Origin of the sequence: Paraburkholderia sp. CNPSo 3076 (assembly GCF_026343935.1) — a bacterium.
GTDB lineage: Bacteria > Pseudomonadota > Gammaproteobacteria > Burkholderiales > Burkholderiaceae > Paraburkholderia > Paraburkholderia nodosa.
Genome location: NZ_JAPMAL010000041.1, coordinates 1 through 25,518, shown reverse-complemented (window position 1 = coordinate 25,518; position 25,518 = coordinate 1). Strand labels below are relative to the sequence as shown.

The following is a 25,518-nucleotide window of genomic DNA, read 5'->3' as shown; positions in this document are numbered from 1 at the left end:
AAATCATGAGCAAACACTTCCCGAAGGATTCCGGCCTTTATGCCCGGAAGATCGCGCAGGCCCTGCTTGCACTCGCGCTCGCTGGCGCCGTGACGATGGCGGTGGCCGCCATGCAACCCGACCAGTCGAAGGTGCCCGCGCCCGCAGGCGACGGCTGGCAGATGCTGGGAAGCGGCGGCGCGCCGGCAGCCCCTCAGGCGGCAAGCGGCGGCACCGCAGCGCCCGAACAGCAACCCGCCCATGCGCCTGTATCCGGCCAGACGCCCGTCGCGCCGACGGTTCTCGCCTCGGCCGCGCCGATCACGCCCGCCACGCCGCAGGCCTCAGCTGGGGTATCCGTTGACGTGAAGACCGTGGTCGTCCCCGGTGCGGCAAGCGGCGAACCGACGGGCATGGTGTCCTTCACGATCACGCCGCAGGACACGAACCTGCGCAATGCGCTCGACCGCTGGCTGCAGACCGAAGGCTGGCAGCTCGCGTGGAAGATCGACGACGACCTGCCGGTCGAATTCAACGCGTCGTTCTCGGGCGACTTCCGCTCGGTGCTCACGCAGGTCATGCAGGCGACCGACCACATGCGCACGCCCGCACGCGTGTGCAGGCACACCAACAACGTCGTTCGCGTGATCGCCCGCGCGGCCAACTGCAAGGAGTGATCATGCGTCTCTATCCCATCCGTACCCTGATCGCGGCGGCCTGCGCCGTAGCGCTCGCGGGCTGCGCCGTCACGCAAGGCGACGTCAATGGCGCCTACGACCACGCGAATGCGACAGCGGGTGCCGCGCTCGACGGCGCGGGAAATGGCATTCCGCTCGTTGAGATTGTGCAAACCGCGTTCCTCGGTGATCGTCCGGTGCCCCTCGCGTATGAGGCGACGCTGCCGGCGGTGTTCCGCGAGAAGAAGGTGACGTTTCCGCCGAAGCTCGACATGAAGACACTGGCGACGCTGGTGTCGAACGCTTCCGGCTATCCGGTGCGTGTGAGCCCTGACGTGTTCATCGCGCGCGACAGCCTGATTCCGCGCGCATCGAGCGACGGAAAGAACGTGCAGGCGAGCTTCGGCGCAAAGGTGTACGACAACCCGGTGTACGACCAGCCCTGCGAATCGTGCGGGATCGGTCGCTATCTGCACGACGTGACGGAGAACCTCGGCCTTGACTGGTCCTTCGATGGTTCGACCATCAACATCAACCGGTTCGTCACGCGCATGTACCAGATCGCCGCGATTCCCGGCAAGGTGTCGATCGAATCGCGGATGTCCAAGGGCACGGACACGTCGACGGGCAACCAGTCGACCGGCTCGACGGGCGGCGCGAGCACCGACACCGGGTCCTTCTCGGCCATGACGTCGAGCGGGCGAAAGGGCGATTTCGACCAGATCCAGTCGATCGAGAACACGCTCAATCAGCTGAAGTCCCCGATGGGTCGCATCACTGTGAATCCGCAGAGCCGCCTTGTGATCGTGTACGACACGAAGGAAGCAGCGGACCGCATGGGCGACATGCTCAAGCGCGAGAACGCCATCTCCACACGCCAGGTGATGCTGCGCGTGCGCACCATCCAGATTGCGCTGAACCGGGGCACCCAGTCGGGGGTGAACGCCGACATCGTCTACAACAGCATTCAGGGAGGGCTGGCCAAGTGGGCGGTGACCTTTGCATCGCCGACGTCGCTCTCCTCGGGCGGTGGCACGGTTGGCCTCTCGGTCCTGCAGCCGAACGCGCCGTTCTCGGGCACGAACGCGGTCATCAACGCCCTGAACCAGTATGGCCGCACGGTTTCCGACAACACCGTCTCGAAGCTCACGCTCAACGGCCTGCCGGTGTCGGTAGCGAACTTCCAGTCGGACGATTACCTGCGCACGACCTCACCGTCGTCCGGCAGCATTACCGGTACGTCGAGCGGTGTCGTGGGCCTCACGCCTGGCACCCTCACGACCGGCGACTTTCTGCACATCCTGCCAGCGGTCAACGATCACAACCAGATCCTGCTCGCGTACTGGCGTGACAGCTCGAAGCAGAACGGACCGTTCACTACCGCGGGCGCAGGCTCGGGCCAGACGGCGCAGGCCATCCAGCTCGCACACACGATCGGCAGCAAGGACGACGAGACCATCGCGCTTTCGGATGGGCAGACTGTCGTCCTGTATGGCGCTGTCACGGACACCGCCGACAGCACGACCAACGCGGGCCTCGCCGGTCTCACGGGTACGTGGAACAAGTCGCGCACGTTCCAGGTGGTGATGCTGACGGCAACCGTCGTTCCCTCGATGTAAGAGGCGGACATGCATATCACCGAACCGCTTCCCGGCGAAAAGCGCTCGCGTCTGGCGTTTGGCCTGGACTGGAGCGCCTATCCCGAGAAAGGCGCAAAGGAAAGCCGCACGCGCTATGCGGGCGACTTCTCCGCGACGCACTACGTCGAAATGAAGGTGGGCGCGGAACTCATCGGCGGTTTCTGCGCGCCGGACACGGGCGAACTCCGTCGGGTAAAGCTTTTTTCGGGTGCCGCGCGTGTCGCGATGCTCGAGCGGGTGCGCGCGAAGCCTGCCGTGCTCGTGCTCATGCAGGACGGCGCGCAGGTGCACCTTGTTCACGTGGTGCGCGGCGCGGTGCGCCACGACGAGGTCGTGACGGTGGCCGCAGCGGCGAAGCGGCGCGGCGAGATCGCACAGCAGAGCGCGAAGCTCGGACTGCCGCTCACGGTGCTGGCCTCGGGCGATGCGATCACGCCGGGAGATGAGCCCTTCAGCCCCGCGGAATTGCTGCAGCAGAAGAAAGCTGGCCGGATCGCGCGCGTGCCTGCGGGCATTCCGAATTCCATCGTCGTGCTGCTGGCGCTTGCGATCGCGGGATTTGGGGCAAAGGAGATGTGGGGTGCGCTCAACCCGCCGCCGATCGTGAACGCGGCGCCCAGCTGGAGCCAGCTATACGAAAAGGCGATGCATCAGGTGTTTGCGGGCCGTATGCCCCTCGCATCGCAACTGGCGCCCGATGCGCTGGCGTTGCTCGACTACATCGACACGAATCGCAAGGGCTGGCAGTTCGAGAAGGCCGACTGCCCGTCAACGGGCTTCTGCTCGCTCACCTATCAGCGCGCGGGCGGCTCGTTCGAGGACTTCGCGCGCACTGCGCCGGCGTCGATGCAGCCTGTCACGTTCGCGCCTAACGGACTGCATCTGTACGCGCGTGGCCCGGCCCTTCCGCGCACCGCCACGCTGGGCGTGACGGGCATGAAGGCCTGGCCCGATGAACAACGGCTCATCGAGATGCTGCAGACGCCGCCGCAGCGCATGTCCGTCAAGCCGCTCGATCTGAAGAGCTTCGGCTACGAGGTGAAGCTCGAACCGAGTCATCCCTTGCTCGCGTCGCCGCCACCAGCGGGCGAGCGGCACAGCGCGCTGCTGCGTGAAGGGCGCTGGGAGATCGACGGTTACAGGTGGCAGGCGCCACTGCTCACGGCGCTGCCGCCAAACATGACGCTCGAATCACTGAACGTGAAACTCGACACCGCCGCACCCGAGGAACTGGGCAAGGTCGGCATCCATTTCGTTGCGAAGGGCAAATACTATGTCGTCCAATAAATCACTTCGCCTGGCGCTGGCCGTGACCGCCGTCGCTGCCGTGGCGGCGCACACCGCGTCCGCGGCGACGCCGTCTTTCGACTCGGCTATCGCTCATGCTCCGGGACCCGCTTCCGTCGCTGCACCGCAGACTTCGCATCCCGCAGTTGCGCCCGCAACTACAGCGACGACGGCAGCGCAGGCATCGCCGCAGACGTCCGCGAGCGGAGCCACCGCATCGACATCCGGTCCGGCCAGCGTGCCGGGAGCAAACGGCGAAACGCACCTTACCCTTCGCGATATCGACGACCTCGCACGCAGCAAGCTCACGCGTGCACTTCGGGGTGATGGCGATGTGCCCGCGAGCAGTGCAGCCGTCACGCTCAAGACGCCCGCGCCGGTGGAGAGCGCGCCGGCAGTTGTCGTGCGACCGTATGTGCCCCGAGCGCGCACGTCGCCCGTCACGTTCGTCGGTGCATTCGCCGACGGCAACGGGCAGCACGTCCTGTACGACTACAACGGCGCGGTCTACCCGGCACGCCTTGGCGAGAAGCTCCTCAACGGCTGGACTGCGCGCCGTGTCGATGGCCTTTCGGTCACGGTTGCCGATGGCAAACGCACATGGAGCGTGCCAATGAGCAGCAACTCACAGGAGTCCTCAAGTTCAATGCTCGTGACCGGCTCGGCCCTTGGTGACCTGTCGTCGCCGTTGCCGCCGGGCGTGAGCATGGCTCAACCGGTCTCAAGCTTCGGGAGGCAGTAATGTCACTCTTTGGAAATCTGGAAGGCAACGAAAAGCCCCGTAGCGGGATGATGGCGCGTCTTCGCGCGTGGCGCGGCAGCTTCGTCGAAGAGTCGGAATCGGCTGTGCCGGTGGAGCCCGCGTTCGGCGCGACGCGTCCGGCACGTAAGGGACCTGGCGCGCCGGCAGGCTCCCTCGGCGCGTATCTGCGCGATGCGGCCGTGACCGACGTGGAGTCGTTTGAAAGGGCAGGTGAGGCGGGCGCTCCCGATCTGCATGCCACGGCAGCGGCCACACCCCCGGTTGTCGAGGATATCGAAGTACGAAGTGCGGAGCCATCCGTTGTCGAAGGCGCGAACGGCGCAGCTGAGGCTGCAGGCGATGGACAGCGCGGTACCGAAGAAGACGTCCGCGCCGAGGTGCCGACGGATTCGGCGCGCGCGCAAGTGATCGATGCGCATACGCCATTTGACGGAATTCGTGAAAGCGCAGCCAGCGATGAACGGCGCGCCGAGACAAGCGAGCCACGCGACACGCCCGAGCCTGCCGCCGCAGATGGCCACGCGCTCGCGATCCCGGACATCGAGTACACGCCGGTCGGCATGCCGCGGCTGAATTCGGCCCAGGCGCTCGTCGACTTCAAGCGGATCCTCTGCGACACGACGCCCGAGGCGACGCTGCGCATCACGCCGGAGGCACGCCGCGAGTTCGTGGCAGTGGACATGCAGGCTGGCCTGGCCGTCGTGATCGCAACGCGCGAGTTTCATGAAACCGCTCTGTATGCGACCTATCTGAACGACCTCAAGCGCGTGCATATCACGGTGCGTGAGGAAATGGTGGCGACGGCCGCCGTCATCGCCGACGTTTACGACCGGGCGCGCATCCGGGTATCGAACCACGTTCCCGAAGGCTCGCGCGCGCTTGCGCTCTTCAGGGACGTTAATGACGCCGCACACGGATACGGTTCGAGCGACGTGCACTGGGAATCACGCGATTACCAGTCCGATGCGGAACTCCGGTTTCGCGTTGACGGCGACCTTTATACCTATCGCCGGATGCCGAAGGCGACCGTTCTCCGCGCGCTGTCGGCTGCCTACCAGGATCTCGTCCAGAGCAACACGAACAGTGGCAACGCATTCCAGCCTACCGCGCCGCAGTCGGCCATGATCCCGCTCGCGCTCGCGACTGCCACGCTGAACCTGCGCTGGCAGAGCGCCCCGCAGATGGGTGGTTTCGACGTGGCGATGCGCATCCTGGACGGCAACTTCCGCAACTACACCGTGCGCATGCCCGACACGATGGGGCTCGAGACCAGCCAGCTCGCGATCATTGAATCGCTGGGGCACGTCAGCGGTGGTGCCGTGCTTATCTCCGGCGAGACCGGCTCCGCCAAAAGCACATTGCTGCGGGCGCTCTCGTACATGGTCGATGGGCGCGAGCTCAAAAAGCAGTACGCCGTGAGCATGCCTTCGGAGTACCCGTTGCCGTGGCTCTCGGACCAGTCCGTGCCGCGCGGGCTGGACGAAACCGAAGAAGATTTCCGGCGCAAGGTGGCGACAATCATCCGCACGCTCATGCGAATGGACCCGGACGATCTGACCGTCGCGGAAATCCTCGACTCGACCATTGCAGGTCTCGTTGTCGAGCTTGCGCTGACCGGCCACCCGGTGCGCACCACGATCCACGCGGACAGCATCATCGGCGTCTTCATGCGCCTGCTGGGTGATCGCCTGCGGCTGGCAGCGGACGAAGTGGCATCCGACAAGTTCATCAACGCGGTGGGCAACCAGAAGCTGATTCCGATGCTTTGCCCGCACTGCAAGAAGCCTGCGGCCGACGTCATGAGCCCAGCCGAGCTTGAGCTGCTGCGCACGAAGTTTGGCCTCGATACGTCGAAAATGGCATGCCGCAACGACGATGGCTGTGAGCATTGCCGCAAGAAGGGGCTCTTCACGCGTGACGGCAAGGTGGCGGGGGGTACGAAGGGCCAGACACTTGCGATGGAGCTCTACCGGCCCACGCCCGAGTTCCTCGAACACATCGTTGTACGCGACTGGCGTGGGGCCGAGGCGGCGTGGCGCAAGGAACGGGTCTCAGGCTTCGATTCGGCCGACATGACGGGCAAGACGATCTATGAGCACGCGCTCTACAAGGCTTCGCAGGGGTTGATTGATCCTCGTTTCATCGACCGCTCGATGAAACCGTTCCGCGTCTACACGGTGCTGCCGGATCGTGACGGGAGGATGCCATCGTGATTGGCCGTGTCTTCTATGGCATCTGCATGCGCCTGCCGCGTGCGGAGCGACTCAAGATCGCTAGGTGGCGCTTCCAGAAGGCGCGCGAGGGCTTTTATCGCGAATCACGCCTCGACATCGAGCAGGCCACGGGACTGCGGAACCGCGAGACGCTGATCGAGCGCCTCCAGGTGCTCAAAAAGCGTGCGCGCGATCGCCGGCAGATCGTCTGGCTCGCCTACGACGAGATGGAAGAGCGCATGCGCAAGGGCGATGGGCTCGCGCTCGCGATCAAGCCGTTCGTGCCCGTCGACGAGTATTCGCTGCTGGATCTGGCGTTCGCTTCCGACAAGGATGACGCGGCACGCCGCGGTTTCGACCTGTGCGAGATGGCGGCTTCAGCCAAGCGCGTGCTGTCGAGCACGACGGCCATGCAGATGGCCTATCCGATGGTGCTGCTCTGCTACATGTACGGCCTGAGCATGCTCTTTGGCGGGATGGTCTATCCGCAGGTCCTCGAGGTGCGGCCGCTCGAACAGTGGATGCCCGCAGGCAAGGTGCTGTATGCGGTCGACACGTACTGCTACGACTACTGGATGCTGAACGTGTGCCTGCTCGCAGCGGGTGTGTTTTCGTACTACTACGGCCTCAAGCGCTGGACGGGAACATTGCGTAACCGCATCGATGCGACGCCGCTGATGTGGCGAAACCGCCGCGACCTGCGCGCCGCATTGCTGATCGTCTCGTTGTCGGGCCTGCTCGACTCGGGGCTCACGCTCGCGGGGGCGCTTGGGCGCCTGCGCCGGCACGCCGACCCGTGGCTGCGCTGGCACATTTCGACGATGGAACGACGCCTGAAGGCCTCGCCCGAGCTACCCATGCGCGCGTTCGCGACAGGCATCTTCTCGGAAGAGCTCGTCGACCGCATCGCCGACGCAGAGCGTCGCGACAACTTCGTGGATGCGATCAAGTCGCTCGGGCGCAGTTCGCTCGATCGCGTCGTTGAGGCGGTGCGCCGCAACGCCCGGATTACCCATTACGTGCTGCTCGGCATCGCCGCAGCGGCGTTCATCGGCATCGGTGTCGGCTCATACGTCGTCACCGGCGTCACGAGTATGCAGAACGCACTCGGCGCCGCGACCGGCAACACCTCCAATTAAGGACCTCCATGAAAACCAACGTCTCCCAACGCACGCCCGAACAGAAGGAATTCCATCGTCGTCTCGGCCGCCTGAAGAAGCAGAGCGGCGAACTGTCGCTGATCGAGGCGGGTGCGGTGCTCGGTGCTGCGGCGCTGCTGTCGCTCGCGCTCTTCTACGGTGTGCCGTTCGTGCGCAACATGGTGCAGTCCTCCACCTTCAAGAGTGAGGCAGGCATGTTTCACACCGGCATCCAGAACGCCACCGCGAACGACTCCGACTTCTCGGCGGAGACGCTGGCGACGCTCGCGCAGAATCACGCGTTCGATGCGGCTGGCGCTCGCGTGGCAAGCGACTACTCGACGGTGACCGGGATTTTTGGTGGCCAGGTGACGGCCGAGCCTGGCACGGTCACGTCGTCGAACGACGCGATTGTGACGAGCTATCCGGTGCCGAAGGCGGTCTGCTCGATGTCGATCAGTGCGGTCGCCAATATCTTCACTGAGGTCACGGTGAATGGCACGGTGGTGGCGAGCCCGTCGACGAAGTTCAGCAGTGCGACGGCAGGCAATGCGTGTGCCTCTGGCGGCGACGTGGCCACGGTGGCGATGTACACGACGCGCAGCTAAGGACCGGGCATGGGCAGCATTATCGAGATGGCGGTTTTCCTGGCGGCGTCTGCGATCCTGACGGTGTACTCGATTCGCGAGGACATCCAGAAGCATCTGGCATCGTTGCTCGCTACTGAAGGCCAGAACGAGGCGGTGATCACGGACGCTCTGGGCCGTTGGGCCAACGAGAACTTCTCGACGCTGCTCACCCAGTACACGCAGTCGGGCAACTCGACGCTCACCGCGCCGACGATCGCCGACCTGCAGACTGCTGGCAACCTCAAGCAGACGTACCGCGCGGTGCCGTTCTGGGGCGGGAGCTACACAATCCAGATGAACATGCTTCCGGCTGGCTGTACGGAAACGGCAGGCAACTGCCACGTGTCCTGGATCTTCTACCCGTCGCTCCCGTACACGCGCAACGGCAAACCGGACGTGTCGGGCGCGGCGCAGATCGCCGTCGCGGCGAACTCACAGGACGTGCAGTTCGGCTACTCGTCGACCCGCAATGCCGCAACGATCTCGGGACTCAACGGCGCGTGGACCGCGAACAACCCACTTACGGGGACGCCCGCAGCCGCGATTCTGGCGACCAACGGCCAGAACTCGGACGGCAACTCGCTATACATCCGGCGTGACGGCAGCCTGACGTGGACCGGCGACCAGAACGTCAACGGCGTGAGCCTGCACAACGTCAATAGCATTGACGCCACAGGGACCATCGCCGCGCCTGCAGTGTCGGCGTCGAACGTCGATGTGTCGAACGCGGTGCGCACGCCCTCGACGCTCTATGTGCAGAATTCTGCGGGCACGGCTCCCGCGCCGATCGACACGGGCACGGCCGCGGTGCACGGCAACGCGACGGTCTACGGGGCCCTGGAGGTGGCGAACACCGCGACGCCCCGAGCGAGCTGCACGTCGACCGCCGGTACCACGCGCGTTGCAGCCAATGCAGACGGGTCTGGCCAGTTGCTGTCCTGCCTCTACAACCAGTGGGTACCGGTCAGCGGCCCCGCTCCGCGCTATCAGTACTACACCGTGGGATATGGGAGCTACGTCCCGGCGCCTCAATGCTCTGCCGGGGGATCCCCCCAGATCCTGCTGGTGCCACAGACGTTCAGTGTCGATACGACCGCCCAGGTCAACGCATATACGACGGGGTCGGGGCCGTGGACGGTCTACTTGACCGATGGTTCGAACGCGAACATTGGTGCGCAAGGCGTCGTCGAGACCTACTGCGCTTACTAGGAAAACAACGATGAAAAACGGCATGTCGCGGTGGAAGCGCGTCGCATTTGGACTGATCCTGTTGCTCGGCGCGGCGAGCGCGAAAGCAGAGGCCCCAGCGCATTGCTCCTACGGCTATCAGGATTCGAGCTGCCTTGGGCCGCAATACCGCGCGGCGCAGACACCGCCCCAATGTTCGACTGGTCCAGGTTGGACAACGGTTGCGGCCGCAGTGTGGCAGGGCTCAAAATTCTCGCAGCCGCAGTGTAACTATCAGGCGCCGCCTACCTGCGCGCCTGGGTACGACCAATACTCGGCACCAGTTTGGGACGGATCAAATTGGGTTGGCTTGTCCTGCATCCCGCAGGCTCCGCCGGTGTCGCCCCCTACACAGATGGCCGCCTGTGCAGCAACCGGCAATTTCCCAGGCACGATAGCTGGGACGGTACTTAGACCTTCTGCCTCGCAGTACGCTATTTCTTCCAGCGGCACGATGACAGGCGCGGCCAGCTATGGCAACGTTTATACGCCAGTCCTGAATAGTGCAAGTTCAATCGCACCAGATCTCTACTGCAATGGGGCTTATCCCGCGACTACTGGCTCGATGCCTGGTTCCTCGGACGGCACTGCGTACGATATTTACGTTGCAGCAGCGAGTCAGATAGACGCCAATACCGGACAGCCCGGCATCGTTGCCGCAAGTATCTGCTATCTCCCGACTGGGACGAACAATGTCGCGCATTTGCTCCTTGTTGGCATGATGAAAAACATTGGCACGTGCCATTGATCGGGTTGCAGTGGGTACGCTTTCAGGTCTAGTAAAAAGGGGTGCAGCCTGTGAAGACTGCACCCCTTTGTTATTGCGACTATCCAGAAAGACTAGCCGGTTAGCTGCCGGTCGTGAACGTGCGGGTGCGGGTGAAAGGAGTACCGTTGATGGTGCCCGAGACCACAGCCGAATACTTCGTGTTCGGAGTGAGCGGTGCCGCAGGGTAAGCAACTCCTTCGAAGGCCGGGAGAACCTTGTTCGTATCCTTCGCCGAATCGAGCACTTGCAAGTTGATGACGTTGCCCGACGTGTCCGTTAGGGTCGCAGACGTCAATACGATCGTGTCGCTCTGATTTGCCCCAACTGCCACAGCCGGACCCCACGCGCCGCTCGTGTTGGGTGGAGTGGGCGTCTCACCAACGACCTTGTAGGGAACGCCAGTCGCGCCTTCGCACGGGTACATCAACGGAACGCTGCCGCTCATCGTTTGCAGGTTCGCGATCTGGATGACGCCATGCGCTTCGGGGAAGCCGTTGTACGTCGTTTCGTTCCAGCCAATGCCGATTTGCGTAGTCGGCCACACATACGCCGCCACGTGATAGACCCCGCTCGACCATGCGGTCGCGATATTAGTCCCGTAAGTTGCTTCGCTGAGCGTGGCATTGGTGTAGTAACCCGCGCTTTCGCCCGTCGCGTAGCTCGCGGTCGTTGGATAGCCAAAGTGAGCCGCACGGTCGGTATACGTGACGCCAGTGAAGCCCGGATTACCCGAAACTTCCTCATCGGTGATCGTGCCACCGTTCTTGCCGATATAGTCCGCGTGAGCCTGCGCGGCCTGATCGAGAAGTGTGTTTTCCGTCAGTGCCGGGAAGCCGCACGCCTGACGCTGCGTATTGATCTGGTCAAAAATGGCTTGTTGCGCGCTCGCCGATGCGTACTGCGGCGTCGAAACGTTTCCGGTCGTCGGGGACACGGTAGTCGTGCCGGAGCCGGTCGAGCCCGAGCCCGACGACGAGTTGTTGCTGCCCGAGCCACTGCCGCCACCGCCACCACCGCCGCCACCGCCGCAAGCGGCGAGCGTCAATGCGGCTGCAAAGGAAATGGCGGTGAGCGCGGTGATCTTCTTCTGTTTCATTTTCTTCAGGTCCTTGGTGATTTAGCTGCGCCCCTCGCGCGAGCCTGATACCAGTTTGCCAGGCCGGGAGCGAAGTCAAGTTCCCGTGGCGGAAGCGGGGCACACCCTATCGGTAACGGTAAGAATTGGAAAGTCTTTAAGCAAAAACTGAAGAAGCCCGCCGGGAAAGCGGGCTTCTATGCGCAATGAGTCAAATCAGGCGCGCTTGCGGCGCTTCCGGTGGAAAACACGCAGGCCGATGAATGCGGCGACCAGCAATCCGGCCGTTGACTTCGGCGCGGCGCCAGCGAGGTGGGGCAGAGCCTGTGCGGCAATCCAGACTGCGGTGAACGCGATCAGTGCCTGTGCAACGATCGGACGGTTAAGCAGAACAATCACCTTGCCTGGGCGTTCTGTGACCCATTGGGCATATTCCTCGTTGAGCTTTTCGAGGTCGAAGCCCTCAGGCGCTGCGTGCCGTGCGTTGCGGTAGAACGACTCGTAGCCGGCAAAGCGGCCGTCGTCGTAGCCACGAAGCCACGCCGACGTACTGTCGCGAACCATCCAGGCAAGGTCGTCCATTACGCTAGCTCCAGTCAATGCATGGTGTCGGCGTGCCACGGGACGCCGCCGATCGCGTCGACGATGCAGTGCCCATCGTCCTCGGCGTAGTACGCGCCGGTCTCCGGGTTTTGCCAGCCAAACTGCGCCTTGCCGTCGGCACTGAATATGACGAGGCCTGCTGGCAGAACGAACCGGTTACTTGCCTGCTGCATTTGCGTTCCTCCGGCGGTTACGACCTGCGCCGCGCACGCGGGGCACCAGGCTGCCAGTGCACGCCGGGCAGATGAAGCTGTGGTGCATTTCGATCTTCGACTCGTTGTTCGACACGATGTAATGGGTCTGGCACTCTCGGCACGGCGCAATCGAGAGGCGCGTGCCGGCGCCCATCCATCGCGTAAGACCACACGCGCGGTCAGCTGTGAGCAGCGCACCCTTCTTGAAGAGATTCGAGTAGAGATCGCACGCAGCGATGAGCGCCTGCGGGGTGTTCGCGTTCATCTCGAGCGCCGCGCTGAACAGCCAGATGAAGAGCGTCGAGTGAAGGCGATGGCCTGGCTTGTCGACGAACCACTGCAGCGAGTTGGGCAGATTGCCGCACGGAGAGCGCTTGCCGTGGATCGTCTGGTACATCTGCCGGGTCTTGCTCTGGGGCAGGCGAAACAGGGTCGCCGCTGTACTCGCCCGCCCGCCGTGCGCCATGAGCGCTGCGGCGTAGGTTTCGTGAGTCTCACGCCCCAGGCGCAGATCCGTCCACGTCGCGCTGTGAGGCAGGTCGCCCGCCCTGAATGGCGTTGTGGCCATGATGTGATGGGCAACCTGCTCGACGTTGAGGTCGTGTGCCGTGAACTCGAACCAGAAGGCTTGGCTGCGAAAGCGCCACTGGAACAGCGGCAGGTCGCGGATGCGCTCAAGCGCCCTGCGCAGCTTCCCGGAGGGAAGGTTACCGAGGTAACGCACGAGCTCGGGGGGCATACCGAGCAGCGGCACAGCCAGTACGCTCATGTTCGCGACGGCCTGAACGATGTCGAGATACTGCCGGTTGTGGTGCTGGATCGTCAGCCTGGTCAGACCGTCCCGGGTCGGGGGCATGCTGTTGCGCAGGACGTCTACGGCGAGCGTGGTCGGCGTATCGTCCACGAAGCAACGCCAGTCCTCGACGGATGTGAGGGTGGGCGAAAGCATGAGGACTGGCGTGCCGAGCAGGCTGCGTAACGAACTTGCGTTGTGGTGCAGATGATTGATGGATTCACGGTCGACGCCATAGATCGAGCTGAAGCCATTGTTCGACGGGAGAAGCTGCAGGATGTGTTCGACAAGATCGTAGTTGACCGTGCAGATGCGTTCTGCGAGCCAGTGAGGCAGGTACAACTGGTCCAGCGCCTTGTAGTCGTCGGCACTCTTTGTGTGGTTGTTGCTCGTGGTATTCATTTTTCGTCTTCTTTTAGGTGTATTCAGGACGTGACGGCGTGGCACGTCCGCGCGCCCCCGGGCGCGGTTTTTCAGGCGGCCTTGCTTGCGGCCACGATCTCGCTGTGGAACTTGCCGACGACGTCGGCGAGTGCATTGAAGATCGCCTTGTAACGTTGCGGGTTGCCTTCGGCGGTACAGAACAACTGGGCGCTGTGATAACGCTGTGCGAACTCGCCGAACTCAATGACCAGCGCATTCACGCGTTCGTCGGCTTGCTTACGCGCTTCGAGAGCGCTCCCTGCCTCCTCCATCCTCGCGGCGATCGCTGCCTCCTCCGCTTTCTGGGCCGCGATGCGCTCCTCGAGGTCATTCGCTTCCTTCAGCATTTTGGCGATCTGTTCGTCGAGCCGTCGTCGGGCTGCCCGGGCCTCTGGATCGTCATTCACCGGCGGCGGGCGGTCGCGCAGTTCCGTCGCTTCGCGCAGGGCGGCATCGCGCTCCCTCTCGACCTCGCTCAGCTGCTGATGAAGGGCGCTTCGGGACTGTCCGGCCAACGCGTAGTCGTTGCGCAGCTGATCCATCGCTTCCTGCGTTCTCGACTGTTCCAGGCGCATCTGTTCCATCTCGCGCTGCAGGCGCTTTTCTTCGGCACGGCTCAGGTCATACAGCGACGTCAGCCGCGCGATTTCCTCGTTGCCGGTTTCGACCTGCTCACGGGTCGCCGTGAGCTCGTCGGTTTTCGCCCGGTACGCCGCAATCAGATCTTTCACCTCTCGCGTGGACAGGGCCGGGTTGGTCTTTCGCTGCTCGATCACGGCGTTGATGATCTCATCGCCAAGATCCTTGCCAAGCAGCAACTGCATGTCCGTCTGGCGCAGGAATTCAACGGCCTCCGCGTTGTTGTGAAATTTCGCGTAGGCGTCCAGGTGCAAGCGGATCTTAGATTGCGAGAAACGGTGCACCTTTTCGATATAGGCATGTGCGTCGCTCTTCGCCCGCAGGAACGTCGTCGGGCTGTCGCCGTAGGCCACGACGTAGGCGCGGTGCACAGTGCGCATGATTTCCCCGAAGCGAAAGCCCAGCGCCATGTGTGCGTTCAGGATCTGCCGCACGGATTCGTTGATCTCGGCACTGCTGCGCATGAGACCCTGAAGAAGCTCTTCGGGAAGCGTGCTGCCGAACGATTCACGCGCGGAGGCTGCGATTTCTTCGGCGGAAGGGAGGTGGTCGCTGAAGATGTCTCCCGATTCATTCGATTCAGGAACGACGACGCCTTCCTCCGGGACGGTGGGATCGAAGTCAGGGTCGAGTGGCGGCTTTTTCTTGTTGCTCATTGTTGGGTGGTCTCTCAATGTGGATGGTGCGGCATGCAAGCGCGATGGCACGGGTTGGCGACAGGCGTTCTTGCCGGCGTCTGGACGCGTGAGCGCGTGTGGGTGTTCAGTCCGGCAGATGTCTCTCCGGGCGCTCGCCGCGGCGCAGCTTCGCGATCGCGTCTTTCACCTCGCGCGTCGACATACACGGGTTTGCCTGGCGCATGTCGATGACGGCGGAAACGATGTCGTCGCCTATGTCCTGGCCGAGAAGCAGTTGCATGTCCGTCAGCCGGAGGTGTTCGTAGGCAAGGAAGTCGGTGTAGAACCTGGCGTGGATATTCAGATACAGGCGGATCTTCGAGGGCGAAAACCTGTACTGCCGCTCGATATATTCGAACGCGTCCCGTTTCGCCTTCCGCGACGTCTGCTCGCTGTCGCCACGTTGGGCAACGTATGCGTCGTGGATATAGCGCATGATGTCGGCCAGCGCCTTGCCGGTGCTCATGTGGTGGTCGGGAACGATGCCGAAGGTCGGTTCAAACGGCGGATCTATTTCGATTTTCATGTTGGCCTCTCTCTGGTGCGACTCGCAGGAACCTGCCGGACATGCGGGTGGTCCCTTCTGGCACTCACTGGCCTAGGGTACGCGCGCACGTGTCTGGCATTCCCGCGAAAGATGATGAAATTCACGCAGCTTTCACGTAGTTCGTGTGTGGCTGCTGCGCCCTCATACGGCAATTCCCGTCGCAACTTGAGGGATAACCCTTACTCTCTTGTAGTGTTCCTCTAGTTCCATGGCGTCAGTTGATGCATTCAGCATAATTGCCTGCCACGCGACGCGAACATTCACCGGTTTGCGACCCGAAGCATTGAATTCGTGACGCCGTTGGCGCATCCAGAGCGCGAGATCGTCGATGTGGATCAACGACATCGGAAGGTCGGGATGCAGCGCACAGTCGGAAGCGGCGAAGACCCCGAGGCCCTCAATTGGCCAGACTGCGGGCAGCTTCTGGTTGAGGAAATTCACCTTGGTGCGGTTCTGTGCGAGCGGCGAGCGCCGGACTTCGCGCGTGCCGTCGATGCCTGTACGCGAAACCTTGTCGCGAGTCGCGCACGGAGCGATCGCGCCGCTCCAGTTCTTGGTTTCGATCACGAAGATGCCGAACGGTGTCACGGCGAGGTGGTCGATCTCGGCGGTCGGGAAGGGCGTGCCGGGCGCATGGCGCACGAGCACCGGGCCGTCATGCACGTAAAAGTTTTCGCCGCAGAGACTCGCGAGCACGCGGCGCAGTTCGGTGCGCACCGCGGCCTCACCGGCTTCTCCGCGAAGCTGCGCACGTGTAGCGGGCGTGGGCTGCCCGAACTCGCGAGCATGGGTGTGCCACAGGCTTTTGCGCACGCCCGGCGCGCGCTTGCTAAAGCAGTAAGCCACGTAACCGAGGGCGGCAACTACGACGAGGCTGTACATGGTGATCACTTCCTTTCGATGGGTAGTGAAACCAGTCTGCCAGGCATTTTGCGAAGTCAAGTCAGCGCGCCGCCGCTCGACATCCTGCATTAAGACCGGAAAGCTCCACGAAAAGTGGAGCTTTCCGCGTTTTGGCCTGCAGGCGCCTGCAAAACGACACCACTGAATGAAAGCTCACGCGAATTCGCGAGCATAGGCGCGCGTGCGCGCCAACCTATGTCATACGCTCTAGATGTCATCGCGTCCCGCACGCATCGAAACGCAGCACGGTTCTCGTGCCGCCTCTTCCATTTCCCTACCGTTCTCGCGAGTCCGTCCGCGGTGGCCTGAAACCGGGCCACGGCGCACGTGCTTCGCGCACCGGTTTTCCTTGCTCGTCACGAGCATCGAAACCACCAGGCATCGCCTGGACATTCCCTTGTGCGTTGATTTTTCTGGAGAGAAAAATGCGGAAGCTGTTTGTTGAAGATATGCTCAAGTCCCCGGGCAAGCTGCTCGCCTTGTGCTTCATCGTGTATCTCGCCGCGACGTCTTTTTTCGTTGGCATCTTTCTTTGCTTCGTTGCTGTTCGCTGGTTCCGCAAGCAACTCGTGCTGAAGGCGAAGGCGCTGGAAGCGGCCGATGTTGAAGCCGCCCGCGAACGCGCCAACGAGGCGCGCGAGCAGGCACTCAATACGGCCACGGCGAACGCTGCTGCGCAGGCATCGCCTGCGCCAGATACGCAAACGCCACCGGCCCGGCAGTACGCCAGGTCGGCTGTCGTTATCCCCATGAAGAAGACGGGCACCCACGACTAGGGGCCGTCATTTCCACTTCCACCGCGGCGATTGCCGCGGTGGCCCTTACCCTTGCCGGGAATCCATTCCCGGCAAGGGAGATGCGATTGCCCGGTCGAATCCGGAGCAATCCATGAAACCAGAAGTCGCTGCCTGGCAGCTTGACATCTTTGGCGGCGAGGCCACTCCGGTACTCGTCGTGCCTCCCAAACCCGATCCATTGCCGGACCCGCAGTACTGGAGCCCGTCCGTTCGCGAAGGGATGATCGATGCACTGATCACGCTTGCACGCGACAGCCGCCGCGGCGACCGCATGCCCGAATCGCTGATGGATTGCGCAACGATGCTCAGCGAACGGCTGCGCAACGTGAAGCTCGATGCGGACGACTACCGTGCCACGCTCGGATGGATCATGGGCTACTGGGACGGCGCGCTGCCCTACGCGCACGTGTGCAGCGTCAACGGGATCGATCCCGAGACGCTTCAGTCCGTAATCCTCGACACGCCGCTACTCGCGCGCGACCTCGAGGCGTTGCGCCGCATCTGCTTCGGCTCGCTGCTGTAGGAGAAGACATGGCCGCTCACTACTTTATCCGTGCGCTCGCGGAACTCTTTCCCGGATCTGCAGCTGTTCCTCGAAAGTCGCAGGCCGCGCCCGTGTCAACTGTCCACGCCGAACCGGCACCCGCCCAACCGCGACGGGTCGGCGAGGGTGCGCCGAACGAAACGTTCGTCAGCATCGAAGATGTGCCGAATCTCTTCGTCGACGAAGGCGACTGCATCGTGCAGTTCATCCCGGCGTTCGAAGAGGGCGCGCGCGATACGCCCTTCGGCACGAAGATCCTTCCCGAACTCGCGCCTCACTGGTCCGTCGTGCGCGAGCATGCATCGCCGCTCAAGGATGCGATCGCGACTGCGATCCGCTCGCGCAGCGTGCCGCCCGTTGCTCTCGCAACAGCGTCAGTCGAACCGGTTTTCCCGCACTCGACTGGGCACTCGCATCCAGTGCGTCGCGAACCCGGCGAGCCCGACGTTCCGAAAGCACCGCGCACGCCGCACGAATCCACGGCCCATCGCGGCGACATGCTCGCCGCGACACACGGCAAGGTGGTGAGCTGGGGAGAAGAGAAGTTTCCCAACCGCAAGCGAACCGGCAAGCCGTTTTATACGTCCTTCGCGTTGCACATCCACACGGCGCTGGGCGAGCAGGTCCTGCAGGGCGAAGGCCTCAAGGACGCGATCGCCGAGTCGCATTGCAAGGTCGGTGACGTCGTTTCCGTTCGCCGGCTGAGGAAAGTAAAGGTGCCCGCGTTCACGGACAGCGGTCGCCCGGTCATGAAAGACGGCGAGCAGGTCCTCTGGGACAAGTGGCTCTGGTCAATTACACGTAAATAGGAGCGTTACTCCATGGCATCTGTAAACAAGGTCATCCTCGTCGGCAATCTCGGCGCGGATCCGGAAGTCCGTTATCTGCCCAGCGGCGACGCTGTGGCCAACATCCGTCTCGCAACCACCGACCGCTACAAGGACAAGGCGTCGGGCGAGTTCAAGGAAATGACTGAATGGCACCGCGTCTCGTTTTTCGGACGCCTTGCCGAAATCGTCAGCGAGTATCTGAAGAAGGGCTCGTCGGTGTACATCGAAGGGCGCATCCGCACACGCAAGTGGCAGGCGCAGGACGGCACCGATCGCTACTCGACCGAGATCGTTGCAGACCAGATGCAGATGCTCGGCGGTCGCAGCGGCGGCGAGCGTCGTGAACCTGGCGGCGACGATGAATTCGAATCGCGCGAAGCAGCGCGACCGCAACGCAATGCGGGCAACGCCGGCTCCGGCGCACCGCGCGCGGCTTCCGGCGTCACGCCCCGGGCAAGGCCTCCGCAGTCCTCGGCTGGTGGCGGTGCAGGTACACGTGCGCCAGCCGGCGGTGGGTTTGATGAAATCGATGACGATATTCCGTGCCGACCCCAATATTCACGATCGGAATGGGCCGCTATCTAATCCCGTAAGGGCTCACCATACGGATCCGCGACTCCCGCAGATCCTCACCTGACGTTTCGTGGCGCACCTTCGGGTGCGCGCGCAACACCTGCTGTCTGCCGCCCCCACGCGTCGCGGGCCCGCTATCTCGATCAGCAGAAACCTGTTCAAAAGAGCCGCCCGCTGCGCGCGGGCCGCTCCTTTGAGCACGCGTTTTTACGCCTGTCTCAGGCACCGACCAACCCACTTCCGACAATGGAGAGTGACAACATGAGTACGTCTGGATGCGGGCTGCCACCCGAGAAGTACGAGTGGCTGCAACGCAAGCTGAAGGAATTCGCGCTCTCCCCGGAAGCGTGGATTTCGACCTTGATGCGTTACGGCATTTCCGCCGACTGCCTGACCGGTAACGCAAGTTCCTGTCCGGTGTGCGGAGGCGATGACCGCTTTACCTATGACAACAAGAGCGGCCGCGGCGACTGGATTTGCCGAAAGTGCAATGACGGCCATCCGATGGCAGGCGACGGCCTTCAGCTGATCGCCCGCGCTAACCGCATGGGTCTGTATCGACTGATGCGCGAGCTTGATGGCGGCCCACCGCCGATGTCACGCGCGCCGCAGCACACAGCAGTGCCCGCGCCGAAGCGCAAGGCTGATCCGGCGTTCGTTGCGAGGCGGCTGGAAGGTATGTGGCGTAGCGCGCGGCCGCAGGCCGTGGGCGATCTGTCGATGCGCTACCTGCAGGAACGCGTGCCCGGCCTCACGGCCGGACCGTCACCGGCGCTGCGTCTTGGCCTGCTCGAGTATCGCCACGACAGGAAGGTGATCGGCAAGTGGCCGGGCATCGTGGCGCGATTCGAGCTGCCCGATGGGCGACTTGGCACACTGCATCGCACCTTCCTCGATCCGGTCAAGCCTGCGAAGGCGACGATTGTGTCGCGGGACGGCGAGATCCTCGATGCGAAACTCAACGACATGACGCTCAACCCGCTTGCGGGCGGCGCCGTGCGTCTGATGTCTCCGGTTGACGGAGAGATTGGTGTGGGCGAGGGACTGGAAACGGTCTATGGCGCGCACATGGAGTCGGGTGTGCCGGTCTGGTATTGCCTGAACCGGATTCATCTGTCGCAGTTTGTTGTCCCGGAAGGTCTCGGCGTCAAGGTTGTGCACATCTTCATGGACTTCGATGACATCGATCCGAGAACGCGCCAGTCGCCGGGCGTGAGTGCCGGCCTGGTCCTCGCGAAACGGTTGCGGGCCGAAGGCTATACGGTCGTACCGCACCGACCGAAGGTACGTGGGACTGACTTCGCTGACCAATGGGAGTCACGCTGGGTTGCAGCGCATGCAGTAGTGCCGCCCGCAAACCGCACTCGTGACGCATCAAGCGTTGCACCAGCGGTGTAATCAATGCCGGTTCGTCCGGCTCTTTCTTGAACCAGCCCGGTGGGGATTCGTCCCCGCCGGGGATGGACCGTCGGGCTCTTTTCTTTGAGGTGGGAAATGAGCTTTTTTCAAATGAAGGTTGGGAACCGCTTTACCATCGTCGCAACCAATGGCGCGGCCAATGGTCACCAGCCGGTGTGCAAGTCCGAAGCGACCGGTTTTGATGTGTTTGACCGGATGAGCTGCAAGACGGTTGCCCGTGACGAGCCGTTCGAGTCGGCCTTCGATTTTTGCACGTTGCGACTCGCCGTCATGGCGACGAAGCCTGTGCAATGATTCCAGTACGCAAGCAAAGCGGCGTCTCCCCAAAAAGGGAGACGCCGCTTTTTTTTCGTCCATACGGGCCGTCGCGACTACCGGAAGATTCGCCGGCACCGGAAAAGCAGGGAAAAGACACCACACACCGCGTACCAGCCGCCGATCGCGTAAAAGAAGCCGGCACTCGAGAGCGTGCCAAGAAACACCGCGGTATCGTGCAGCCCCTCGCTGTAGATCCACGCGGAAAATAGCCACAGGAGGTAAAGAAGAACTGCGATGGCGGCCCGCCGCGCGATCGGCGGCCATGTCATGAAGATCGTCCATGCGTGCATCAGCCTGTCCATCACTGTTCCTCGCCGTTCGTCTTGTGATACGCATCGAATGCCAGGCCGCCGAACTTCCAGCCTGCAATCGACACGGCAATGATTGCAGCGATATATACCCACGTGAGCGGTTCGTTCAGACGTTGACCGTGAATGATGGCGTCGAGCAGTTGATATTCCATGTCGTGTTCCTCGAAGGGATGGTTGTGTATGCACGGGTGCAGGGAGTTGTACTTGCATCCGATTTCATGATGACACGCGCATGCGGAAGTCAAGTCTTGCAGGGATCCGCCGTTGGTCCACCATCCTCACAACCGTCGTGAGCAGTTTGGCGGCGGACCGACGGGCGGCACCTGTTCAGTGAAACTCGGCGAAATCACCCATTAGCGCGTCGTTGAACGCCGAGCCGCAGTCGTCGGACTCGGGAGAGCCCACAGTCCGGAACGCGTCCGATGATCCCGCCATTTCGCTTCCCGTTGCAGAAGGGGCAATCGGGCTGGGCGACTCAGTTGCTGTGGACTTTGTTGAGGCAATGTTCGATGCCGCGGCTTCCTTCGGAACCGGGCGTTCCTGCATCATTTGCCGCGGTGCAGTGGGCATTTCCTGACGCTCCGGGGCGCCACGCTCGACAGGCTGTGCATTGCCCATGGTCTCGTCCCATAGCCTGGCTTCAGCGAGCGCGCGGAACACGATTGCGCGCTCGCGCGGCGAGCTACAGGCGCGCAGTCGCTGGTAGAGCTTTGGCGAAACAAGTGGATTGACCGTCACGGTCATCTCGATCTTGTCGGTCATGATGCGCGGCGCTCGCGTGCAAGGCCGGCTTCGCCGACAAGCAGGAAACCTCGCGCGTTTGCGATGCACGGCGAGTCGATCACCTCGATTACGATTCGAGGGAACGCTCGCCGGATCCCGGATGCATACAGCGCCGCGCCGCCGCCAGAGAGGACGATCGAGCGTACATTCCGCAAATGGCCGACGCTGTTCTGCATTTGTTTCACGACGTCGGCAACGATTGGATTTGCCCTCTCGAGATAGGGCGAGAGATCGATGTCCTTCCCGTAGAGGACGAAAGGTCTACGCTCGCGCAGCGCCTTGTCGATAAGTTCAATTTCATTCACGTTGTCATCTTCGGCCAGGGAGATCAGACGCGCGATGAACTGGTAGATTTGCGACGCGCCGCCGGGCACGCCGCCGCTGCGCTTGTCGTCCATCTTGAAGCCGTTCGCATACACCCAGTCGGTCGTGAAATAGCCGACGTCGATGACCAGATGCGCGTCGTCGCGACTGAAGCTGTCGCCACGCGTACTGGATGCGAATACCAGCGAGCCGAGCGGCTGGGGAATCACGACGACTTTGTCGACAACCACGCGACCGGCGCCGAAATCGTGCTCACCGGCAAAACGCTCGTTGAGCGCGCCCGAATATTTATTCATGTTGTGCACGGGCAGGCCGAGCACCAGGCGCTCGATATGCGTGACACCAGCAAAATGGACGGCTCCGAAAAGTAGCGCGGCGTAGTTGTCGCTCATCACATAGTCATCGGCGAGAGCGCTGCCGGTCTTGCCGTAGGCAGCGCTCAGCGACACATCGGGTCCAACTTCATATTCATTCCGGTCAATCGTGATAGTGACCACCTTGCGCGATGCGAGAACGCCGTCACCGTATCCAGAGAGTGCGTGCGTTGCGGCCAGTGGTGCGAGAGATGGAAACATTCCTGTTGCGACAGTGCCGCTCGCCGAGCGGTGTGCGTATTTTGTGTTGCCGTAGCCGACATCGATAGCGAAGACGGACGTTTTCATGGTGTGCTTGTTTCCCGGTTTTAGAGCGGATCGTTTGGACGACAAGGTTGGACATGAAGTCCAACTTTGCGCGTCCCGTAAGAACAAGGTCCGACTTGATCCTGGACATCACAAGGCTGTCGTGCCCAGTCTGAAATCAGACCTTGCTGGGTCCAGTCTATCGACGGCATTGCGAAGTCGAGTCACCGAAAGCGAGCGGGATGTGGTGATCTTTTGCACGAGCATTCGTGCGTTCTGCGCGTATCCTTGGCAATACCTGCTGCGTCCCTGACGCATCGACCTGAAGTGCAAGGCACTTCGTGCGTCTTCTCTTCGGCCCGACGGGCCACCATCCCAGGCCCGCAAGGGTCAGAAATCTCCACCTGTCCGCGCTCCGCTGTGAGGCGGATTTTTTTTCAATCAGATCAAGTCCACAGTGGTCCAACTTGAGGACCACTGGACAGTGCGATATCCATACGATTGGCGGGTGTCCGCCGCAATGTGGCGCAATGAGGAAACGTGGACGCGGACAGTTGGACAGTTCGCGACCCGCCTCATGCGCCTGCACACGTTCCTTCAGCCACAGTGCTGGGTGCGTTCACGAAGCCCGATACACCGCGGCGGAGATGAACGTGCTTCGGAACGGGGGAGAGCCTGCGCGCTGGCCACGCCAGTGATTCGCGCCTCCCTGTACGGAAGATAGAACGGTCCGCGCAGCCGTCACCAGAAATGCGCAACAGGAATTGCCCGGCAGTTGGCCCGGGCGTAGCGGACGGCAATGTGTCGTCGGCTGCGTCCAGACGCGGTAGCGCGTCCGGGGCCGGTCGGGTAGCCACAGCAGGCGGCAAAGGCAGCACAGGCAGTAATCGCGGGAGCGGGGTTGCGCGAAGCGCGATCCGGGCCCGTGCCGCAGCAAGGTGGACAGTCGGAACGCATCTCTTCCGTGCGTCGGGCTGATCGGATGGAATCGCTAAAGGCAAGGAAGGCAGCAAACCCCGCGCCGGGGGCATCGGCGAAGCCGCACGGTGAGCGGCACAGGAATCAGGCCCGCGCACTCGCGGACGTGACGCCAGGCAGGGGCGTTGCGCCGCAGGCGGGGCCATCGGTCGCGAGGCGACCCTCACAACGGAGAATGAAAACTATGGCGGCGATCCTCAACGTGCGCGCGGTCGTGCGTGGCTACCGGCTGACGCCCACGATAGCGGCGGCGCTCATTGCGCTACTCGACGTTCACGTGGCGACGGTACACAGCAGGACGCGGATCAGCGCAAAATCCCTGTCGATCAAGACACAGGAGTATCGCGTGAGGGGGATCTGCGCGGCGCTCGTCGAATTGCGCGAAGGCGGATATGCGATAACGAGTCCGTGGAACGTGTGCCACAAGCACATCGAGTGGCTGGTACAGCATTGGGTGCGCGCGAAACAAAGCGGCGGCACCATCGAGAACAAGCTCACTTACCTACGCGCCCTGTGCGAGTGGATGGGCAAGAGCAATCTCGTGGGCACGCTCGCGGACTATGTGGACCGCAAGGAAAACGGCCTTGTGCGCTCTTACGTGGCCGAGGTGGATCGCTCGTGGGAGGCGAATGGCGTGAGCGCGCACGAAAAGATCGCTGAGATCGCGACGACGTGCCCGCGCGTGGCCGTGCAACTGAAGCTCCAGGTGGCTTTCGGATTGCGCGTCGAGGAGAGTTTCCTGCTCAGGCCCGTTGAGGCCGTGAAGGATGCCGGGTTGCTCGGTGTCACGCGTGGTACGAAGGGTGGGCGAGAGCGCGAGGTGCCGATTGAGGTAAAGATCGCGGTGCTCGAGGAGGCTGCGCGACTTGCGAATCCGCGGACCGGTTCGACAATCCCGGAGGACCGCTCGCTCGAGCAGTGGCGAGACAGGTACTACTACGTGCTCGAGCGTCACGGCATCACAAAGTCGGGCCTGGGCGTTACAAGCCATGGCCTGCGCCATCAGTACCTGCAGGAACTCTATGAGAAGACGAGCGGCGTTCCTGCGCCGATCAAACAGCAGGGCATGCGTCCCGATCCCGAGTTGCACGCAGAAGCCATGCGCCGCGTTGTTGCGGCGGCGGGGCATAGCCGCGTGACCAAGGCCAACGCGTACCTTTCGACGTTTGCGCGGCAGGAACGACTGGCCCGGCCCAATCCGACAATTGACGAAGCGAGGGCTGCGCTCGAAACCGCGAGCGGAAACAAGACACATGCGGCGGCCGCGTTGGGCATCTCGCGGCAGGCGCTGTACCGGTTGCTGGATGCTTAGTGACGGGTATTCATCTGATGAAAAGCGTGCGCTGCCGCACATCGCGCGCGCAGATCAGGCGGCAATATGCACGCGCCGCCCGCTTCTGAGGGGAAAGAAGCGAATGGACGGTAAAGAACCAACGATACGGGGGAAACGGGAGACCGGACGCGGGGCACAATGACCTTGTTGTCTCTCAGATTCTGGCGGTCCCCGGCACCAGCCAGAGTTCCTTCGAACCGGCCCATCTGGGCCGGCTTTTTTTGTGCGCCGAGCATGCGCAACAGCTTGGGGGTGCGAGTCCCCTGCCCAGCCAGATGGGGCGAAGGGCTAGTGAAACGCAAGGGCGTCGTCGCGAGGCGGGGTCTGAAGGAAGCGTGTAGCAAAGCCGCGACCTGACGAACAGAAACCAGATATGAGGCCCACCAGGTCGGACGAGCGAGCAAATGATCGCGAAGTCCACAACCATCAAGGACCGGGGAGGTAGATCTGGCAGGTGTGCGGTGAAGGCGGTTGAGCTTACCTCGGGAGGCCTGCGTGGTGTCCAGTAGGA

Annotated in this window: 26 protein-coding genes; 15 read left to right on the top strand and 11 right to left on the bottom strand. The window is 62.8% G+C overall.

Translation table 11 applies throughout. The features are described 5' to 3' along the window. Positions 1–5 precede the first annotated feature (5 nt). The 8 genes from M3A49_RS35285 to M3A49_RS35250 all read left to right on the top strand — a co-directional run bounded on the left by M3A49_RS35285 (position 6) and on the right by M3A49_RS35250 (position 9,536). A complete protein-coding gene (locus M3A49_RS35285; protein WP_266233013.1) occupies positions 6–656 on the top strand; it encodes a toxin co-regulated pilus biosynthesis Q family protein in 651 nt (216 codons plus the stop codon). 2 nt (positions 657–658) lie between these two features. Next, positions 659–2,275 (top strand): type II secretory pathway protein, encoded by a 1,617-nt coding sequence (locus tag M3A49_RS35280; RefSeq protein WP_266233012.1) that lies wholly within the window; start codon positions 659–661, stop codon positions 2,273–2,275. Between the two features lie 9 nt (positions 2,276–2,284). Beyond that, positions 2,285–3,583, top strand: a complete 1,299-nt coding sequence (locus M3A49_RS35275; RefSeq protein WP_266233011.1) for a hypothetical protein — start codon at positions 2,285–2,287, stop codon at positions 3,581–3,583. A 238-nt stretch (positions 3,584–3,821) separates the two neighbouring features. Next, a complete protein-coding gene (locus tag M3A49_RS35270; RefSeq protein ID WP_266233010.1) occupies positions 3,822–4,325 on the top strand; it encodes a hypothetical protein in 504 nt (167 codons plus the stop codon). A 200-nt stretch (positions 4,326–4,525) separates the two neighbouring features. After that, positions 4,526–6,559, top strand: a complete 2,034-nt coding sequence (locus M3A49_RS35265) for an ATPase, T2SS/T4P/T4SS family (protein WP_323183459.1) — start codon at positions 4,526–4,528, stop codon at positions 6,557–6,559. After that, positions 6,556–7,698 carry a type II secretion system F family protein gene (locus M3A49_RS35260; protein ID WP_266233008.1) on the top strand — a complete coding sequence of 381 codons (1,143 nt, stop codon included), beginning with the start codon at positions 6,556–6,558 and terminating at the stop codon, positions 7,696–7,698. Before M3A49_RS35265 ends, M3A49_RS35260 begins: the two co-directional genes overlap by 4 nt. 8 nt (positions 7,699–7,706) lie before the next feature. After that, positions 7,707–8,306: a type 4 pilus major pilin gene (locus M3A49_RS35255; protein WP_254344955.1), complete on the top strand. Its 600-nt coding sequence runs from the start codon at positions 7,707–7,709 to the stop codon at positions 8,304–8,306. A gap of 9 nt (positions 8,307–8,315) precedes the next feature. Further along, positions 8,316–9,536 carry a hypothetical protein gene (locus M3A49_RS35250; RefSeq protein WP_266233007.1) on the top strand — a complete coding sequence of 407 codons (1,221 nt, stop codon included), beginning with the start codon at positions 8,316–8,318 and terminating at the stop codon, positions 9,534–9,536. Positions 9,537–10,402: 866 nt separating this feature from the next. On the opposite strand, the gene M3A49_RS35245 is transcribed toward M3A49_RS35250, so the two are convergent. From M3A49_RS35245 to M3A49_RS35215, 7 genes are all read right to left on the bottom strand, one after another. Beyond that, entirely contained in the window at positions 10,403–11,419 is a 1,017-nt protein-coding gene (locus M3A49_RS35245) for a CAP domain-containing protein (protein WP_266233006.1), read from the bottom strand. A 195-nt stretch (positions 11,420–11,614) separates the two neighbouring features. Further along, complete coding sequence (locus tag M3A49_RS35240; protein WP_266233005.1) at positions 11,615–11,980, bottom strand: hypothetical protein; 366 nt, start codon at positions 11,978–11,980, stop codon at positions 11,615–11,617. 14 nt (positions 11,981–11,994) lie between these two features. Continuing rightward, positions 11,995–12,174 (bottom strand): hypothetical protein, encoded by a 180-nt coding sequence (locus tag M3A49_RS35235; protein WP_266233004.1) that lies wholly within the window; start codon positions 12,172–12,174, stop codon positions 11,995–11,997. Continuing rightward, positions 12,158–13,390 (bottom strand): FlhC family transcriptional regulator, encoded by a 1,233-nt coding sequence (locus M3A49_RS35230; protein ID WP_266233003.1) that lies wholly within the window; start codon positions 13,388–13,390, stop codon positions 12,158–12,160. The genes M3A49_RS35235 and M3A49_RS35230 overlap by 17 nt, the downstream gene beginning before the upstream one ends. 71 nt (positions 13,391–13,461) lie before the next feature. After that, the gene (locus M3A49_RS35225; RefSeq protein WP_266233002.1) at positions 13,462–14,706 is read right to left on the bottom strand and encodes a hypothetical protein; all 1,245 of its coding nucleotides are present in this window, start codon (positions 14,704–14,706) and stop codon (positions 13,462–13,464) included. Positions 14,707–14,812: 106 nt separating this feature from the next. Continuing rightward, positions 14,813–15,193, bottom strand: coding sequence for a hypothetical protein (locus M3A49_RS35220; protein WP_266233001.1), 381 nt, complete (start codon positions 15,191–15,193; stop codon positions 14,813–14,815). A gap of 222 nt (positions 15,194–15,415) precedes the next feature. Then, entirely contained in the window at positions 15,416–16,246 is an 831-nt protein-coding gene (locus M3A49_RS35215) for a nuclease-related domain-containing protein (protein WP_266233000.1), read from the bottom strand. A 335-nt stretch (positions 16,247–16,581) separates the two neighbouring features. On the opposite strand from M3A49_RS35215, the gene M3A49_RS35210 reads away from it, so the two are divergent. From M3A49_RS35210 to M3A49_RS35185, 6 genes are all read left to right on the top strand, one after another. Continuing rightward, positions 16,582–16,953 (top strand): hypothetical protein, encoded by a 372-nt coding sequence (locus M3A49_RS35210; RefSeq protein WP_266232999.1) that lies wholly within the window; start codon positions 16,582–16,584, stop codon positions 16,951–16,953. A 112-nt stretch (positions 16,954–17,065) separates the two neighbouring features. Further along, positions 17,066–17,497 (top strand): hypothetical protein, encoded by a 432-nt coding sequence (locus M3A49_RS35205; protein ID WP_266232998.1) that lies wholly within the window; start codon positions 17,066–17,068, stop codon positions 17,495–17,497. Positions 17,498–17,505: 8 nt separating this feature from the next. Further along, positions 17,506–18,327 carry a hypothetical protein gene (locus M3A49_RS35200; protein WP_266232997.1) on the top strand — a complete coding sequence of 274 codons (822 nt, stop codon included), beginning with the start codon at positions 17,506–17,508 and terminating at the stop codon, positions 18,325–18,327. A 12-nt stretch (positions 18,328–18,339) separates the two neighbouring features. Further along, positions 18,340–18,933 carry a single-stranded DNA-binding protein gene (locus tag M3A49_RS35195; RefSeq protein ID WP_266232996.1) on the top strand — a complete coding sequence of 198 codons (594 nt, stop codon included), beginning with the start codon at positions 18,340–18,342 and terminating at the stop codon, positions 18,931–18,933. Between the two features lie 249 nt (positions 18,934–19,182). Then, positions 19,183–20,319, top strand: coding sequence for a primase-helicase zinc-binding domain-containing protein (locus M3A49_RS35190; protein WP_416339079.1), 1,137 nt, complete (start codon positions 19,183–19,185; stop codon positions 20,317–20,319). A 96-nt stretch (positions 20,320–20,415) separates the two neighbouring features. Then, positions 20,416–20,634 carry a hypothetical protein gene (locus M3A49_RS35185; RefSeq protein WP_266232994.1) on the top strand — a complete coding sequence of 73 codons (219 nt, stop codon included), beginning with the start codon at positions 20,416–20,418 and terminating at the stop codon, positions 20,632–20,634. A gap of 77 nt (positions 20,635–20,711) precedes the next feature. Here M3A49_RS35185 and M3A49_RS35180 read toward each other — a convergent pair whose 3' ends face one another. From M3A49_RS35180 to M3A49_RS35165, 4 genes are all read right to left on the bottom strand, one after another. After that, the gene (locus M3A49_RS35180) at positions 20,712–20,960 is read right to left on the bottom strand and encodes a hypothetical protein (protein WP_266232993.1); all 249 of its coding nucleotides are present in this window, start codon (positions 20,958–20,960) and stop codon (positions 20,712–20,714) included. After that, a complete protein-coding gene (locus M3A49_RS35175) occupies positions 20,960–21,121 on the bottom strand; it encodes a hypothetical protein (protein ID WP_266232992.1) in 162 nt (53 codons plus the stop codon). Before M3A49_RS35175 ends, M3A49_RS35180 begins: the two co-directional genes overlap by 1 nt. Before the next feature lie 175 nt (positions 21,122–21,296). Continuing rightward, positions 21,297–21,731 (bottom strand): hypothetical protein, encoded by a 435-nt coding sequence (locus M3A49_RS35170; protein WP_266232991.1) that lies wholly within the window; start codon positions 21,729–21,731, stop codon positions 21,297–21,299. Further along, positions 21,728–22,738: a PRTRC system protein D gene (locus M3A49_RS35165; protein WP_266232990.1), complete on the bottom strand. Its 1,011-nt coding sequence runs from the start codon at positions 22,736–22,738 to the stop codon at positions 21,728–21,730. Before M3A49_RS35165 ends, M3A49_RS35170 begins: the two co-directional genes overlap by 4 nt. 1,120 nt (positions 22,739–23,858) lie before the next feature. Here M3A49_RS35165 and M3A49_RS35160 point away from each other — a divergent pair. After that, positions 23,859–24,986, top strand: coding sequence for an integrase domain-containing protein (locus M3A49_RS35160; RefSeq protein WP_266233042.1), 1,128 nt, complete (start codon positions 23,859–23,861; stop codon positions 24,984–24,986). Positions 24,987–25,518 lie beyond the last annotated feature (532 nt).

Coding starts and splice junctions, on each gene's coding strand:
- M3A49_RS35215 (WP_266233000.1), bottom strand. CDS start 16,246: ATGCAGGATGTCGAGCGGCGGCGCGCTGACTTGACTTCGCAAAATGCC.
- M3A49_RS35180 (WP_266232993.1), bottom strand. CDS start 20,960: ATGGACAGGCTGATGCACGCATGGACGATCTTCATGACATGGCCGCCG.
- M3A49_RS35165 (WP_266232990.1), bottom strand. CDS start 22,738: ATGAAAACGTCCGTCTTCGCTATCGATGTCGGCTACGGCAACACAAAA.
- M3A49_RS35255 (WP_254344955.1), top strand. CDS start 7,707: ATGAAAACCAACGTCTCCCAACGCACGCCCGAACAGAAGGAATTCCAT.
- M3A49_RS35245 (WP_266233006.1), bottom strand. CDS start 11,419: ATGAAACAGAAGAAGATCACCGCGCTCACCGCCATTTCCTTTGCAGCC.
- M3A49_RS35235 (WP_266233004.1), bottom strand. CDS start 12,174: ATGCAGCAGGCAAGTAACCGGTTCGTTCTGCCAGCAGGCCTCGTCATA.
- M3A49_RS35275 (WP_266233011.1), top strand. CDS start 2,285: ATGCATATCACCGAACCGCTTCCCGGCGAAAAGCGCTCGCGTCTGGCG.
- M3A49_RS35175 (WP_266232992.1), bottom strand. CDS start 21,121: ATGGAATATCAACTGCTCGACGCCATCATTCACGGTCAACGTCTGAAC.
- M3A49_RS35250 (WP_266233007.1), top strand. CDS start 8,316: ATGGGCAGCATTATCGAGATGGCGGTTTTCCTGGCGGCGTCTGCGATC.
- M3A49_RS35185 (WP_266232994.1), top strand. CDS start 20,416: ATGAGCTTTTTTCAAATGAAGGTTGGGAACCGCTTTACCATCGTCGCA.
- M3A49_RS35205 (WP_266232998.1), top strand. CDS start 17,066: ATGAAACCAGAAGTCGCTGCCTGGCAGCTTGACATCTTTGGCGGCGAG.
- M3A49_RS35195 (WP_266232996.1), top strand. CDS start 18,340: ATGGCATCTGTAAACAAGGTCATCCTCGTCGGCAATCTCGGCGCGGAT.
- M3A49_RS35160 (WP_266233042.1), top strand. CDS start 23,859: ATGGCGGCGATCCTCAACGTGCGCGCGGTCGTGCGTGGCTACCGGCTG.
- M3A49_RS35280 (WP_266233012.1), top strand. CDS start 659: ATGCGTCTCTATCCCATCCGTACCCTGATCGCGGCGGCCTGCGCCGTA.
- M3A49_RS35225 (WP_266233002.1), bottom strand. CDS start 14,706: ATGAGCAACAAGAAAAAGCCGCCACTCGACCCTGACTTCGATCCCACC.
- M3A49_RS35170 (WP_266232991.1), bottom strand. CDS start 21,731: ATGACCGACAAGATCGAGATGACCGTGACGGTCAATCCACTTGTTTCG.
- M3A49_RS35240 (WP_266233005.1), bottom strand. CDS start 11,980: ATGGACGACCTTGCCTGGATGGTTCGCGACAGTACGTCGGCGTGGCTT.
- M3A49_RS35220 (WP_266233001.1), bottom strand. CDS start 15,193: ATGAGCACCGGCAAGGCGCTGGCCGACATCATGCGCTATATCCACGAC.
- M3A49_RS35230 (WP_266233003.1), bottom strand. CDS start 13,390: ATGAATACCACGAGCAACAACCACACAAAGAGTGCCGACGACTACAAG.
- M3A49_RS35190 (WP_416339079.1), top strand. CDS start 19,183: ATGAGTACGTCTGGATGCGGGCTGCCACCCGAGAAGTACGAGTGGCTG.
- M3A49_RS35285 (WP_266233013.1), top strand. CDS start 6: ATGAGCAAACACTTCCCGAAGGATTCCGGCCTTTATGCCCGGAAGATC.
- M3A49_RS35200 (WP_266232997.1), top strand. CDS start 17,506: ATGGCCGCTCACTACTTTATCCGTGCGCTCGCGGAACTCTTTCCCGGA.